This is a genomic window from Caballeronia sp. INML3B (genome assembly GCF_023631305.1).
GTDB lineage: Bacteria > Pseudomonadota > Gammaproteobacteria > Burkholderiales > Burkholderiaceae > Caballeronia > Caballeronia turbans.
Genome location: NZ_JALQDI010000056.1, coordinates 1 through 14,067 on the forward strand (window position 1 = coordinate 1; position 14,067 = coordinate 14,067).

Genomic DNA, 14,067 nt, shown 5'->3' on the forward strand with positions numbered 1-14,067 from the left:
GCGACCGGGTCGTCAAATCCCGCCCTAAACGGTACACCGTTCGTTATCTAAGAAAAGACCTTAACTGAACGGCATTACCACGCGTGGGGTTTTTTCATTCCTGGGGTTCAGCGAAGGCCGACTTGCTTGGCGCGCTGCACGTTGCACGCCGCGTGTTCCGTGAATACGACGCGGTTCTGATTGTTGTAATAGACCGACCACCGGTCGGTGCCATGCTTCTGGAAGGCATATTCGGTGCACGGCGAATACCAAGGCCCCCAGTTTCCGTCGGGCGGCCCGAGACTGTCTTCGACGTCCGCGCGCGTCATGCCGATTTTCACGCGGCTCATGTATTGCTGCGGATCGGGATCCTTGCTGAGGACGGAACATCCGTTCAGGCCGACCACGATCAGGACCAGCCCCACTGCGCCACACGCCTTCGATTTGAGCATCGCTTCAGTCCTCGCAAAAGGTCTGAAGCTACCGACATCGCTCTGGCGGAACAATCGACTTAATCTGAAAGTGCGGGCGAGCGTCGCCGCGCCAGTTCCGCCACGCCGATGCACGCCGCCAGCCACGCGCCGCCCGACGCGAAACCGCCGATCACATCGCCGGGAAAGTGCACGCCGATCACGACGCGGCTCGTGCCGATCGCGAGCACGATGAAGCACGCCAGCGCGACGATGAGCGGATCGCGGCGCGTGGGCGCAAGGCGTAGCAGCACGTACGCGCACATGCCGTAGCAGACGATCGATCCGAACGTGTGGCCGCTCGGGAACGCGAAGCTTTCGGGCAGCGGCACCGTGGAGCCGGTGGGGCGGCCGCGGCGCATCATCGCCTTGAGCGCATGGTTGAGCAGGCCGCCCGCGCTCGTAACCGCGGCGAAATACACGGCGAGACCGAAGCGGCGCGTGAAAATCAGCGCCACGCACATGAGCGCGCACAGCAGCGTGAGAAACCAGGGATCGCCGAGATGCGTGAGACTGGCGAACCATCGCGCGGCGAGTGCGGGCGTGCCGTCGCGCACGGCGTCGAGCACACGCTGATCCGCCGATGAAAACGCCGTGCCGTGCGCAATGCGCATTGCAATGGCGACGAACACCGCCGCGCCCAGTGCGGCCGTCACGGACGCCGCGACCGCGACGGTGGTGCCCGACGCCCGCCTGTCCCGCGCGGCATAGGCCGAGGCGCAGGCCGCGATGGAAGGAACGACGAAGAGCACGATCGCGATGATCGCGACCGCATGGCGTTGCGCGAGCGCCGTGTAATCCATGATGTCCTGTTTCTCCCGAATTGCCCGGCGCTCGTGCGGATTCAGGACGCGGCTGCGCTCCCCTCCGCCTCGAACGGCCTTTCCCACCCGAACGCCTGCACACGCGCGACGGGTTGGTCGACGACAAGCACGCCGCAAATTCCGCCGGGCATCGGCAGCGTGAGGCCGCGCCAGTCGGGCGGCGAGGCGTCGTCGTGCATTGTGCCGTGTGCCGCGCGCAGTCTGCCGATCCGCGCCGCTTCGCCCCACATGAGCTGTCTGGCGTCCGTGTCGTGGGCGCCGGTCGTCTCGACGGTCAGGCCGAGCCCTATTCTCGTCGATGCCACCGCGATCACGATCCAGATGCCCGAGTACGCGACATCGACATGAATCGTGCCCTCGACGAGCGGGTGCGTGACGACGATGCGTTCGCCGGGTTCGTCCTCCACGCCCACCTGGTCGGGCTCGCAGTGCAGCATGTGCGAGAGGACGAGACGCAGCGTCGCGCGCGCGACGCCGAAGCGCCGCCCGAGCGCCGAGTTCGGATGCAGGCGCGCGCGTTTGCGCTCGGCCGGACTGAGCCAGTTCCCAATATTCGACGCCGACGCAAAGCGGAATTCGCTCGGCACCAGCCATAGACAGACCTCGCCGGGCGCCGGCGGTTCGTGGGCCTGCACGCGCGACTTGGCGAGATCGTAATAGCGCCACGGAACTTCCGCGGCGTGAAGCTGGGAGATTCGGTCGGTGGAGGGCATGCGCGCCAGCGGAGACCGCGGCGCGCAAAACGCGCCGGAACGCTCCGCATTCAGGAACGAAACTTACATTTTCGGCGCCTGAAGCTTATGGGACGCTTAGGTGACGGATATCACCGCGGCTGGGGTGCACGCGGAATATTGTCAGACGCAGGCTCCGAATGGTAAGGAGCGTCGCACGAAACGCCTATCCGCCGTGAGGATGAAGCGACGATGTGCCGCTAGTCGAAACGGCCTAGCTCGAGCGTGCGCCGCCGCGGAGCGCGCATGACTGCCCGCTACGCATCCGGCGTCGTGTGCGAATCAGGCTTCGGCTTGCGCTTGAACCACTTCACGAGACCGCCGCCCAGTGCGACGACCGCCAGCGCGATGACCTTGAAGAACTTCGCGGCGAACGCAGCGATCAGCGCGAAGAGGCCCAATTTCTTCATCGCAACACCGCCTATCAGCGCCGCGAGGCCGTATTCCGCCAGCTTGTCGGTCTTCGCGTCGAAGTCGGCATAACGCTTGCCGCTGTTGAAATCGAGGCCCGCGAGCAATGCCTGCACGGCGCGCTTGTCCTTGTCGATCGTGGTCTTGTCGGTGATCAGATCCAGACTTATGTAACCTTCGCGCCCGAGCGCGTACGTGTTGTAGTTGATCGTCTGCGGCGCGCCGGCGGGCTCGTCTTTCGAGCGCGACGCCATCGACCAGATCAGGTGGCGCTTCGCGGCGTCATAATGCGGGCGTTCCACCCATCCGATGATTTCGACCGGAGCAATACCTCGCTCCTCACGGTCCGCATTCGCCGCCTCGGTGCCTTTCTTCAGGGACTTGTAGAGATCGTCGACGTTCCAGTCCCTAGCCTCGTCGTCCCTGATATAGCCCGAGGCGATGTAATCGACATCGACGATCCATTCGTCATCGTTGGTCGGCACGACCAGACCAATGCGATCCGGGTCCTCGCTGTTGCCGTTCGCTTTCATCAGCCGGTCGGCCTGGGCCTTGGGGATGAACACCTCGCCGTTCCCGATCTTGAGTTTGGCCTGGTCTCTCAGAGGAATGTCGGCAGGTCCTACGATTGCCGCAGCCTGCGCCGCCTTCCACGCCATTTCCAGTTCGCGTTTATTGTTGGCCGAACTATCCGCGTGCGCGGATGCGACCGTCCACTGCAATGCGATTCCAAGGAGCATGCTTGCTCCGAACGACTTCATGCGTTGAATTTTTGCGTCCATATATTTATAACGATTGCAGTCCTCAATCTTTCTCGTGTGCAACGGCGCTGCGCGGATCTTTCGGCATGGACGCGCGTACACGGCGGGGCGTTCGCCACGCCATGTGGGTACGCATGGCAGTCGTTCGCAGATAGCGGGAGGCGTTCCCTCTTGAGGTAGCTTCGCTGGCGCAGGCATTCTGATGCCGGGCTCAGGCAATAAAAATCAGCACATTCCGAGTCGAAGGCTTGGAGGACCTGACTCGGATACCGCTCGCGTCGCGGTGCGGCTTGCGAGCCGAGCGCGCGCCCGCACGCACGAAGAGAATTGGCTTGCCGCATAAGCGTCGGCATGGCGTATTGCGGCGGGTCGCCGCGCGCTCCCACGCCACGCTTTATGACACCCGCGACCTCATCCGTTCGTTGTAGACTCCCCTACCCTCTTCCGGACACACCGGCAAGGCCCCATCCTGCGCGACACCCTGTCGCATCGGTTTGATCTGAAACAATTTTCCAAACATTCGCGCCATCGCGAAAAATCGCGCGTGGCATGATCTTGACGCGGCGCAAAGCCGTGCAGTGGCGTTCTTCCCGGGACGCTTCGATCATAGAAACCAGCGAATGCAATGAATGAAAATACCCAACGTTTAGCAGTGCCATTGTTATCGGGGTTGATAGCCAGTCTCTGTCTTTCGGGATGCAAGCTGGAGGTGTTGGACTCGAAAGGCGTGATTGGCGCAGCGGAATCTTCGCTGATCGCCACCGCGACTTACGCCATGCTTCTGGTCGTCGTCCCGGTGATTCTGCTCACCCTGTTCGTCGCATGGCGCTATCGGGCGTCCAACAAGAACGCCACCTACGCGCCGAAGTGGGCGCACTCCACGGCCATCGAAGTCGTCGTCTGGATCATCCCCGCGATCATCATCCTGTATCTCGGCATCCTGACGTGGAAGACCTCGCACGAGCTGGATCCTTATAAGCCGCTCGAATCGAACGTCAAGCCGATCAACGTCGAAGTCGTGGCGCTGGACTGGAAGTGGCTGTTCATCTATCCGGATCTGGGCGTCGCGTCGGTGAACCAGCTCGCGTTTCCGGTGGGCACGCCGGTGAACTTCCGCATCACGTCGGATTCGGTGATGAACTCGTTCTTCATCCCGCAACTCGGCAGCCAGATCTACGCCATGGCGGGCATGCAGACGCGTCTGCATCTGCTGGCCGATCACGCGGGCGACTATGCGGGGATCTCGGCGAACTACAGCGGCAAGGGCTTCTCCGACATGAAGTTCCGCGCGCTGGCGATGTCCAACGCCGACTTCGACGCGTGGCTCAAGCAAGTCAAGAGCGCGCCCGAGGCGTTGAGCATGGACGTCTACGCCGGCGTCGCACGCCCGAGCGAGAAGGTTGCGGTACGCTACTTCTCGACCGTTGATCCGAAGCTTTTCAAAAACATCGTCGCCAAATACAACAATGGCCGCTTCGATGTGAATGGCGAAAATTGTGTAACAAAGGGGTAAGCCATGTTCGGCAAATTAACGCTTGAGGCGATCCCGTACCACGAGCCCATCATCATGGGGGCGACCGTCTTCATGGCGATCCTCGCACTCGGTACCGTCGCCCTTATCACCAAACTCGGAAAGTGGAGCTGGCTCTGGCGCGAGTATCTGACTTCGGTCGATCACAAGCGCATCGGCGTCATGTATCTGATCGTCGCCGGGCTGATGCTCGTACGCGGTTTCGCCGACGCCGTCATGATGCGCATTCAGCAGGCCATTGCGCTCGATGCACCGGGCTATCTGCCGCCGCATCACTACGACCAGATCTTCTCGGCGCACGGCACCATCATGATCTTCTTCATGGCCATGGCGCTGCTGGTCGCGTTCTTCAACCTCGTCGTGCCCCTGCAGATCGGCGCGCGCGACGTGGCCTTCCCGTTCATCAACTCGCTCTCGTTCTGGATGACGGCCGTGGCCGCCATCCTGATCAACCTGTCGCTTTTCATCGGTGAGTTCTCGTCGACGGGCTGGCTCGCGTATCCGCCGCTTTCCGAGACGCAGTTCAGTCCGGGCGTCGGGGTCGACTACTACATCTGGGCGTTGCAGTTGTCCGGCGTCGGCACGCTGCTGACCGGAGTGAACTTCTTCGTCACGATCGTGAAGATGCGCGCGCCCGGCATGACGTGGATGAAGCTGCCCGTCTTCACCTGGACGGCCTTCTGCTCCAACGTGCTGATCATGGCGACGTTCCCGATCCTGACCGTGGCGCTCGCGCTGCTGGCGCTGGACCGCTACATGGGCATGCACTTCTTCTCGAACGACGGCGGCGGCAATCCGATGGTCTACCTGAACCTGATCTGGGCCTGGGGTCACCCTGAGGTCTACATCCTGGTTCTGCCCGCTTTCGGCATCTACTCCGAAGTGGTCGCCACTTTCTCGAAGAAGCCGCTCTTCGGCTACAAGACGATGGTCTGGGCGACGTGCTGCATCATGGTGCTGTCGTTCCTCGTGTGGCTGCACCACTTCTTCACGATGGGCTCGGGCGCGAACGTCAATGCCTTCTTCGGCATCATGACGATGATCATCTCCATCCCGACCGGCGTGAAGATTTTCAACTGGCTCTTCACGATGTACCGCGGCCGCGTGCAGTTCACCACGCCGGTGCTGTGGACCATCGGCTTCGTCATCACCTTCACGCTCGGCGGCATGACCGGCGTGATGCTGGCCATTCCCGGCGCGGACTTCGTGCTGCACAACTCGCTGTTCCTGATCGCGCACTTCCATAACGCGATCATCGGCGGCGTGGTGTTCGGTTACTTCGCAGGCGTGCAGTACTGGTGGCCGAAGGTGTTCGGCTTCAAGCTCGACGAAAAGCTCGGCCGCAACGCGTTCATCTGCTGGTTCGTGGGCTTCTTCGTCGCGTTCGTGCCGATCTACATCCTCGGCTTCATGGGCGCGACGCGCCGCCTGAATCACTACGACAACCCGGCATGGCAGCCGTTCTTCATCGTCGCCGCTATCGGTGTCGGGATCATCGCGCTGGGCGTCGTGTTCCAGGTCTTGCAGATCGTGGTGAGCATCATCCGCCGCAATCAGCCTGCCTATCGCGACATCACCGGCGATCCGTGGAACGGCCGCACGCTCGAGTGGACGATCAGCTCGCCGCCGCCCGTCTACAACTTCGCCAATATCCCGGCTGTGCGCGCACTCGACGATTTCGCCGATGCCAAGGAACATGGCCGCGTCGACACGCGTCCGTACCGCGACATCCACATGCCGTCGAACACGAGCGCGGGTCTCGCAATCGGTCTCTTCGCCCTCGCATTCGGCTTTGCCGCGATCTGGCACATCTGGTGGCTGGCGGTCGTGGGTCTCGTTGGCGTCGTCGCGACGGCGATCGGCTATAGCTTCCGTGAGAACGCGGGCTTCATCATCCCGGCTGCGACCGTGAAGTCGACCGAAGAGCGCAATCGCCCGCCGAAGTCGCCTGTGAAGGCCGGCGCGGAGCGCGAACTCGAACTGGAGGCAATGTAATGTCGCAATCGACACTTTCCGCGCAGCACGCGCACGGCCATGAGCACGAGCACCAGTCGCATTCGGTGTTCGGCTTCTGGGCCTACCTGATGACCGACTGCGTGCTGTTCGCGTCACTCTTCGCGGCCTTCGCAATGTTCGCGATGCAGACAGCAGGCGGCCCGACGGGCAAGGATCTTTTCAACCTCACGGACGTCGCGTACGAAACGGCGCTGCTTCTCACGAGCAGCCTGACCTTCGGTCTCGCGATGATCTCGGCGACTCGCAGAAAGTCGGGCGCAGCGCTCGCGTGGCTCTTCGTCACGTTCGTGCTGGGCGCGGGCTTCCTGTGGCTGGAAGTGCACGAGTTCGCGCATCTGATCGCTGAAGGCGTGGGTCCGCAACGCAGCGCGTTCTGGTCGTCGTTCTTCACGCTGGTCGGCACGCACGGCTTGCACGTCACCATCGGCCTGATCTGGCTGGTCGTGCTGGCGGTGCAGATCGCGAGCAATCCGGAGATGAACGAGCGCGAGTTGCGTCGTCTCGCCTGCCTGAGCCTCTTCTGGCACTTCCTCGACATCGTCTGGATTTGCGTGTTTTCCTTCGTCTATCTCGGGAGCGTCGTCTGATGGCACATGCTCATACCAACTCGAGCGATGTCCCGCACGTCACCGTGCGCGGGTATCTCATCGGCTTCGTGCTGGCCGTGGTGCTGACCGTGGCGTCGTTCTGGGCCGCAACGTCGGGCGCATTCAAGGGCGAGAGCGGCATCGTCGCGCTCGCGGTGCTGGCCGCGGTGCAGGTCATCGTGCATGTGGTGTTCTTCCTGCACGTGAACGCGTCGAAGGGACAGCGCTGGCATGCGATGTCGTTTGCTTACACCATTCTCATGTCGTTCATCCTGATCGTCGGCACTGTCTGGGTGATGCATAACGTGCATATGTTGATGATGGCGCGATAAGCCTCTCGGACTCACCGAGCGAATCGAAAGGCGGGCCCGCTTGCGGGTCCGCTTTTTTTTCGTTTGCGATCCGGCCGTCATCCTGCACGAATTCAGCATCCGGTGAAGAATCTTGACAATCTTCCCGACGAGGCCGATTATTTGTCCATAATTTGAATCTATGATCCACATTATGGACAAGGAGACGCGATGACCGCGCCAAAACCCACGGCGGACGCCATGACGCCGTATCAACTGCCCTTCCCGAAAGAAGCTCAAAAGGAAATCGTCGTCCCCTGCGCGATTCCCGCCGACGAGCGCGAATGGGTCCCGCAAGCGGAAAACGTCTGGTTCCGTCCGCTGTGCCTGAACGTATCGACCGGCTACTGGATGAACCTCCTGCGCGTGCGCAAATCCGGCGTGCTGTCGCGCCACCGTCACCCGCAAGCCGTTCACGGCATGGTGCTGAAAGGCCGCTGGCGCTATCTCGAGCATGACTGGGAAGCGACCGAAGGCAGCTACGTCTTCGAGCCGCCCGGCGAAACGCACACGCTCTACGTGCCGGAAGACGTGGAAGAGATGATCACCTACTTCCAGGTGAACGGCGTGATGTTCTATTGCGACCCGTACGGCAACTACACCGGTTACGAAGACGTGTTCACCAAAGTCGACATGTGCCGCAAGCACTATGAGTCGGTTGGTCTCGGCGCGGATTTCGTCGACCAGTTCATTCGCTAATTTCCCGAACCACCTCTCGCAGACTCAAAAGAGCATCCGGAGGAGACAACAATGCTGGAAAAATCACCGCGCCTGAAGCGCATTCAGGTCGTCGCGATCGCCTTTCTGATGCTCGCGGGCATCGTGAATTATCTCGATCGCAGCACGCTTTCGATTGCCAATCACTCGGTTACGCAGGAGCTCGGCCTCTCTGCCTCGCAGATGGGCTTGCTGCTCTCCGCGTTCTCGTTCGCCTATGCATTCTCGCAGTTGCCCATCGGCGTGATGCTCGACCGCTTCGGCGCGCGCATCATGCTCGGCCTCGGCATGTTCGTGTGGTCGGTCGCGCAGTTGTTCGGCGGCCTCGTGACGAACCTGCATCAATTCCTCGCGGCGCGCATTGCGCTCGGTATCGGCGAGGCGCCGCAGTTTCCGGCGGGCGCTAAGGTGGTGTCGGAATGGTTTGCGCAACGCGAACGCGGCAAACCGACGGGGATCTTCGTCACGTCATCGACGATCGGCCCCGCGCTCGCGCCGCCGATCCTTACCGTGCTGCTGCTGTCGTTCGGCTGGCGCAACATGTTCGTCATCATGGGCGCGCTCGGCATCGCGGTGTCTATCGGCTGGTACATCGTCTATCGCAATCGCCGCGACGTGAAGCTCGACTCGGACGAACTCGCGCATCTGACCGAAGGCGAGCCGACGCAGCGCAAGGAACGCAACATGACGTTCGCGGAATGGCGCGGCCTCTTCGGAAAGGCGACCACGTGGGGCATGATTTTCGGCTTCATGGGCGTGATCTACATGGTGTGGCTCTATCTGACGTGGCTGCCCGCATACCTCGAACATGAGCGTCATCTGACGATCGCGAAGACGGGCTGGATCGTGACGATTCCGTATCTCGCGGGCACGCTCGGCATGCTGTCGTCGGGCTTCATCGCCGATGGACTGATGGCGCGCGGCGTCGCCCCGATCCGCAGCCGCAAGTGGCCGATCTGCTCGGGTCTCATCGGCGGTGCGCTCTTCACAGTGCCGGCCGCGTTCACGCCGAACCTCACGCTCGCGATCGTCTATCTCTCGGCTGCGATGTTCTTCGTCAACATGGCGAGCGGCGCGGCCTGGGCGCTCGTTTCCGTCGCGGCGCCGCGCCACATGGTCGCGTCGCTCGGCAGCATCCAGAACTTCGGCGGCTATTTCGGCGGCTCGTTCGCGCCGTTCATCACCGGTCTCGTGGTCGACAAGACGCACTCGTTCGTGAACGCGTTCCTGATCAGCGCGGGCGTCGCGTTCGCCGCCGCGCTCGTCTACATGTTCGTCGTGCGTTCGCCGATCGAAGATACCGAGCAGCAGGCCGAACCCATTCCCGCCGTCTGACCTTCACGATATGACTTTTCAATCTGATCTCTTCAAGGGCAAGACCGTCGTCGTGACCGGCGGCACCCAGGGCATCGGCGCGGGCATCGCGCAACAGTTCGCGGCGCTCGGCGCGCGCGTGGTTGCAGCCGGTCTCGCGCCGACCGATGCCCAGCGCGACGCGTTGGGCAACGGCATCGAAGTGGCCGCGCTCGATGTCGCCGATGCCGCCAGCACCGCCGCGCTCTTCGCCACGCTCGACACGCTCGACGTGCTCGTCAATTGCGCCGGCATGATCCGTCGCGGCGACGAGCACGATATCGAAACGTTCGAGCGCGTGATCGCCGTGAACCTCAACGGCACGATGCGCATGTGCTCGGCCGCGCGCCCGCTGCTCGCGAAGACCCGTGGCGCTATCGTCAACACGGCGTCGATGCTGACGTTCTTCGGCGGCGGCCTCGTGCCCGCGTACAGCGCGAGCAAGGGCGGCGTCGCGCAACTGACGAAGTCGCTCGCGATCGCCTACGCCGCCGACGGCATCCGCGTGAACGCGGTCGCGCCCGGCTGGATCGCGACACCGCTCACCCAGGCGCTCCAGGACGACGACGGCCGCGCGCAAGCGATCCTCGAACGCACGCCGATGAAGCGCTGGGGCTTGCCCGAAGACGTCGCGCGGGTGACGGCGTTTCTCGCGTCGCCGGGGGCGTCGTTCATGACGGGCGCGGTCGTTCCCGTCGACGGCGGCTATCTCGTGGCATGATTCGCGGATCATGCCATCAGACACCACTTCCCTCGACGCCGCCAGGGCAACCGGCACCGCCGCCTTTTCGAAGTTCATGGCGGTGCTGCAACTCATCGCCGATGCCGACGAGCCGCCGACCATCGCGCGTCTGACGGCCGCGAGCGGCTATCCCCGCCCGACGGTGTATCGCATCGTCGGCGCGTTGCTTGCCGAAGGGCTGGTCGTCGAGAACGCGCGCGCCGGATGCTACGCGCTCGGCCCGCGTCTGATGTCGCTCGCAAGCCGAAGCTGGGAGCGCTCGGATCTGCGCATCGCCGCCGCCGACGCATTGCAGACCCTGCGCGACGCGACGCAGGAAACCGTGCATCTGGCGGTGCGCAGCGGCTCGGAGATGGTGTACGTCGAGAAGCTCGAAAGCCCGCACGCGGTGCGCATGGCTTCGCGCATCGGCACGCGCGTGACGCTTTATTCGAGTTCCGTCGGCAAGGCGTATCTGTCGACACAATCGCCCGCTGAACGTGACGCGCTCCTGCAAGGCATCGCGTTCGCGCGCTTCACCCCGAACACGATCGTCGAGCGCCAGGCACTCGACGCCGAACTCGACGCGACCCGAATGCGCGGCTACGCCGAAGACCGCGAAGAAAACGAAGCGCAGATTTTCTGCTACGGCAGTGCGATCGTCGGTGCGAACGGCGCGACGCTCGGCTGCGTGAGCGTCAGCATTCCGCTGTTCAGAAAGAGCGCGACCCCGCTCGAAACCTACATCGCGCCGCTGAAAGAAGCATGCCGCGCGATCGCGGAGCGCATGAGCCCCGGCACGCGCTAACGAGACGTCGTGCCGCGCGTGCGTTGCGCGGCCGCCGCGCGATTCGCGATGAGCGACGGCAGACGCGGCAGCGTATGCGGCCAGTGCGTCGCTTCATGCGCGAGGCGCGCCGCCAGACTTCTGAAGCTCAACTGATCGGCGGCAAGCCGCACGATGACCTTGCGCGCGATCTTCCACACATCGACATTCGGCGCGACGTCCTGCGCGACGCGCTCGATCCTTTCCGCCGCTCTCGAGAGCAACACCGCCCGCGATGCAATGCGCCCGTGCGCCGCGCTGAACATGTGCTCGGCAGGCGCCTGGCCGACCGCGGCAAACAGATGCGCGACGCCGGCGCTGCGCCTTGCATGCGGCGAGGCGAAACGCTCCGCCTCACGCCGATACGTCGCCTCGACGCGCACTTCGTGAGTCGTCGCGTTCGCCTCGGGCCGGCCGTGCTCGAGATGGGCGCGGGCGGCCGCCTTGTGATCGCCTGCCATGAGCGCATGCGACACGCCGACGAGAAAATCGCGTTCGTGGGCGGCGAAGATCGTCATCGGGTTATCGGCTTCGAGAACGATCTGGCCGCGCGTGTCGGGCTCGACGCTCACGCGCGCGCCCACCGCATCCAGCCCCGCGTGATACAGCCCGACGCCTAACGCCATGTCGAAGAAGGCTTCGATGAGCGTCGCGAGGGCATCGGCCTGATCGAGCCCACATGATGCGAGCGCATCCGCATCCGACAGCGCCGCCGTTTCGATCGCGCGCGTGGTCAGCACCACATCGTTGCAATAGTCCCAGAGCACTTCGGGCACGGCGAGGCGATTGTCGTCGCGCAGGCGGAAGCGCAAGTAGCTCTGATCGGCCGCGCGCTGACGCAGGTCGATCATGGCATCGACGCTCTCTCGCGCGCGGCTCACCCACTCCACCGGACGCAGGTCGCGCGCCTTCGCCGAGCGCCGCTGCGCGAAACGCGCCGCCGCGAGCGCCAAATCCAGATCGTCTTCGAGTTCGCCATAAGCGTCCGCGCGCAATAGCGTGACGCGCACGGGCAACGCGCCGATGCGCGCGACGTGCGTCTGCTCCGCGACACCCGAGCGCAAAGGCATGTCGCAGAGCGCCGTGAGTTCGAAAGCGAGCGTGGCGGGAAACGCCGCTTTGCAAGCCGCGCGAAAGCGGGCTGCATCGTAGGGCGTGAACAGTCCATCGAGCTCGGAAAGCGCGACGCGCACCGCCGTTTCAGCGAGCGCGGGATGACGCGCGAGCGCGCCCGATGCGTTTTCCAGCACGCGCGAAAGCTGCGAGAGCGCGGGCACACCGGCGCCGAGCGGCGCGGCGCGCGCGCCATGCGACGCGAAGAAGCGCGCGACGCGCGTCATTGCGGCGCCGTCATCGGTCAGATGCGTCTGCTGGCTTTCGTGGACGAACGCCCGGCCAAGGCGCCAGAGCGTCGCGAGTCGTCGGACGAACAAATTGAGGGCTCGCTGAAAGTGAGTTGAAACCGCTGGAAGAGGGCAATACCGTCGTGCCTGGCATCCGGATTGCTCAATGTGTAACACGATTCGTTTGCACCTGCACGACGATCGGTATTTGATTCGACATCCTTTTTATTCTTTTGGCTCATGAACGTTGCTAACGATTCATTGCAACGCGCGCTGAGTGCGCAAAGCGGCGTGCGCAGCTTCGTCGTCGCGCACGATGATCGCATCGTGTTCGAGCATTATCGGCGGGACGTTGCGCCCGAATGTCTGCAAGACATCAATTCCGTCACGAAGACTGTCGTGGGACTCGCGGTCGGCGCGGCGCTGCATGAAGGCGTGTTGCCGCCGCTCGACACGCCCGTCTGCCGCATTTTGCCGTCGATGCGCGAGCCTGCCTTCGATCCCCTTGTCCAGCGCGTCACGTTGCGGCATCTGCTGACGATGACATCGGGCTTCGAGTGCGACCCGAGCGTCATCGACGATTGCGTGCTCGGTCCCTGCGACCGGTTTCGCCCCGGCGACAGTCGTCTGCGCTTCATTCTGTCGCGGCCGATCGCCCGGCCCGGCGCGCGCTTCGCCTATGACTCGCATGCGGTCCAGTTGCTATCGCTCGTGATCGAATCGGTGACAGGGCGCACGCTCGCACGCTATGCGCGCGATACGCTGTTCGCGCCGCTCGGCATCGCGGCGAGCGAATGGATCAGCGACGAGGAAGGCCACACGTTCGGCGGCCGCGGGCTCATGCTGCGCACGTCGGACATGATCAGGCTCGGCCTCCTGATGATGCATCGCGGCGCATGGCGCGGCACGCGGCTCGTCGACGAGACGTTCATCGACGAAGCCATGTCCGTGCAAAGCGACGGCGGCCCGCCGATGAACGACGCGCAATATGGCTACCTCTGCTGGATCGCTCCGCGTTACGTCTTCGCGGCTGGACACGGCGACCAGTTCATATTCGTCGCGCCCCGCCAGCGGATCGTCGCGGCCACGACCTGCGATAGTCACGACGCGCCAACGGGCGTGCGCGACCTGTTCGTCCGTCATGTGCTGGACGCGGCCCGATGACCGAAGCGGCCGGCGTTTCGATTTCCGCGCCAATCCGTTTCGGGCGCAAATGCCGCAGTTGAGCATTATCGGCTCAAGGACGTGCCGGTAAGCATCGAAGAGCCGCAACATCCGGATTTGACGCGGCACTAAACTAAGCCCGGACGCGCCGACAAATAGAACGCCCCTGCATGCCACACAGGGGCGTTTTGCTTTTTCGAGCGCGATAACAGTCGGCGCCAGTGTATCTTTTTGTTGATACACAATTCAGATCAATCTGATTACGGTATCTTATTAATAGGCA

Annotated in this window: 14 protein-coding genes; 9 read left to right on the forward strand and 5 right to left on the reverse strand. The window is 63.3% G+C overall.

Going from position 1 to position 14,067, the window contains the following annotated elements; translation table 11 throughout:
* Positions 1-107 precede the first annotated feature (107 nt).
* The 4 genes from NCS58_RS24825 to NCS58_RS24840 all read right to left on the reverse strand — a co-directional run bounded on the left by NCS58_RS24825 (position 108) and on the right by NCS58_RS24840 (position 3,155).
* Positions 108-431, reverse strand: coding sequence for an outer membrane protein assembly factor BamE (locus NCS58_RS24825; RefSeq protein WP_250477749.1), 324 nt, complete (start codon positions 429-431; stop codon positions 108-110).
* Between the two features lie 59 nt (positions 432-490).
* A complete protein-coding gene (locus NCS58_RS24830; protein WP_061119223.1) occupies positions 491-1,252 on the reverse strand; it encodes a phosphatase PAP2 family protein in 762 nt (253 codons plus the stop codon).
* Between the two features lie 41 nt (positions 1,253-1,293).
* Positions 1,294-1,986: a hypothetical protein gene (locus NCS58_RS24835; RefSeq protein ID WP_061119224.1), complete on the reverse strand. Its 693-nt coding sequence runs from the start codon at positions 1,984-1,986 to the stop codon at positions 1,294-1,296.
* A gap of 275 nt (positions 1,987-2,261) precedes the next feature.
* Positions 2,262-3,155: a DUF2167 domain-containing protein gene (locus NCS58_RS24840; RefSeq protein WP_250477750.1), complete on the reverse strand. Its 894-nt coding sequence runs from the start codon at positions 3,153-3,155 to the stop codon at positions 2,262-2,264.
* A 646-nt stretch (positions 3,156-3,801) separates the two neighbouring features.
* On the opposite strand from NCS58_RS24840, the gene cyoA reads away from it, so the two are divergent.
* From cyoA to NCS58_RS24880, 8 genes are all read left to right on the forward strand, one after another.
* Positions 3,802-4,689, forward strand: coding sequence for a ubiquinol oxidase subunit II (cyoA, locus tag NCS58_RS24845; protein ID WP_061119226.1), 888 nt, complete (start codon positions 3,802-3,804; stop codon positions 4,687-4,689).
* Between the two features lie 3 nt (positions 4,690-4,692).
* Positions 4,693-6,702, forward strand: coding sequence for a cytochrome o ubiquinol oxidase subunit I (gene cyoB, locus NCS58_RS24850; RefSeq protein WP_061119227.1), 2,010 nt, complete (start codon positions 4,693-4,695; stop codon positions 6,700-6,702).
* Entirely contained in the window at positions 6,702-7,310 is a 609-nt protein-coding gene (gene cyoC, locus NCS58_RS24855; protein ID WP_250538902.1) for a cytochrome o ubiquinol oxidase subunit III, read from the forward strand. The genes cyoB and cyoC overlap by 1 nt, the downstream gene beginning before the upstream one ends.
* A complete protein-coding gene (cyoD, locus tag NCS58_RS24860; protein WP_061119229.1) occupies positions 7,310-7,642 on the forward strand; it encodes a cytochrome o ubiquinol oxidase subunit IV in 333 nt (110 codons plus the stop codon). Before cyoC ends, cyoD begins: the two co-directional genes overlap by 1 nt.
* A gap of 189 nt (positions 7,643-7,831) precedes the next feature.
* Positions 7,832-8,359, forward strand: a complete 528-nt coding sequence (locus NCS58_RS24865) for a 2,4'-dihydroxyacetophenone dioxygenase family protein (protein ID WP_061119230.1) — start codon at positions 7,832-7,834, stop codon at positions 8,357-8,359.
* Positions 8,360-8,410: 51 nt separating this feature from the next.
* On the forward strand, positions 8,411-9,712 hold the full coding sequence (locus NCS58_RS24870; RefSeq protein ID WP_061119231.1) for an MFS transporter: 1,302 nt from the start codon (positions 8,411-8,413) through the stop codon (positions 9,710-9,712).
* Positions 9,713-9,722: 10 nt separating this feature from the next.
* Positions 9,723-10,451: an SDR family NAD(P)-dependent oxidoreductase gene (locus NCS58_RS24875; RefSeq protein ID WP_061119232.1), complete on the forward strand. Its 729-nt coding sequence runs from the start codon at positions 9,723-9,725 to the stop codon at positions 10,449-10,451.
* A 10-nt stretch (positions 10,452-10,461) separates the two neighbouring features.
* Positions 10,462-11,259: an IclR family transcriptional regulator gene (locus NCS58_RS24880; RefSeq protein ID WP_061119233.1), complete on the forward strand. Its 798-nt coding sequence runs from the start codon at positions 10,462-10,464 to the stop codon at positions 11,257-11,259.
* On the opposite strand, the gene NCS58_RS24885 is transcribed toward NCS58_RS24880, so the two are convergent.
* Positions 11,256-12,710 (reverse strand): AarF/UbiB family protein, encoded by a 1,455-nt coding sequence (locus NCS58_RS24885; protein ID WP_061119234.1) that lies wholly within the window; start codon positions 12,708-12,710, stop codon positions 11,256-11,258. The genes NCS58_RS24880 and NCS58_RS24885 overlap by 4 nt on opposite strands.
* 150 nt (positions 12,711-12,860) lie before the next feature.
* Between NCS58_RS24885 and NCS58_RS24890 the strand changes: the two genes are divergently transcribed.
* Entirely contained in the window at positions 12,861-13,784 is a 924-nt protein-coding gene (locus NCS58_RS24890) for a serine hydrolase (RefSeq protein WP_250538903.1), read from the forward strand.
* The last annotated feature ends 283 nt before the right edge of the window (positions 13,785-14,067 follow it).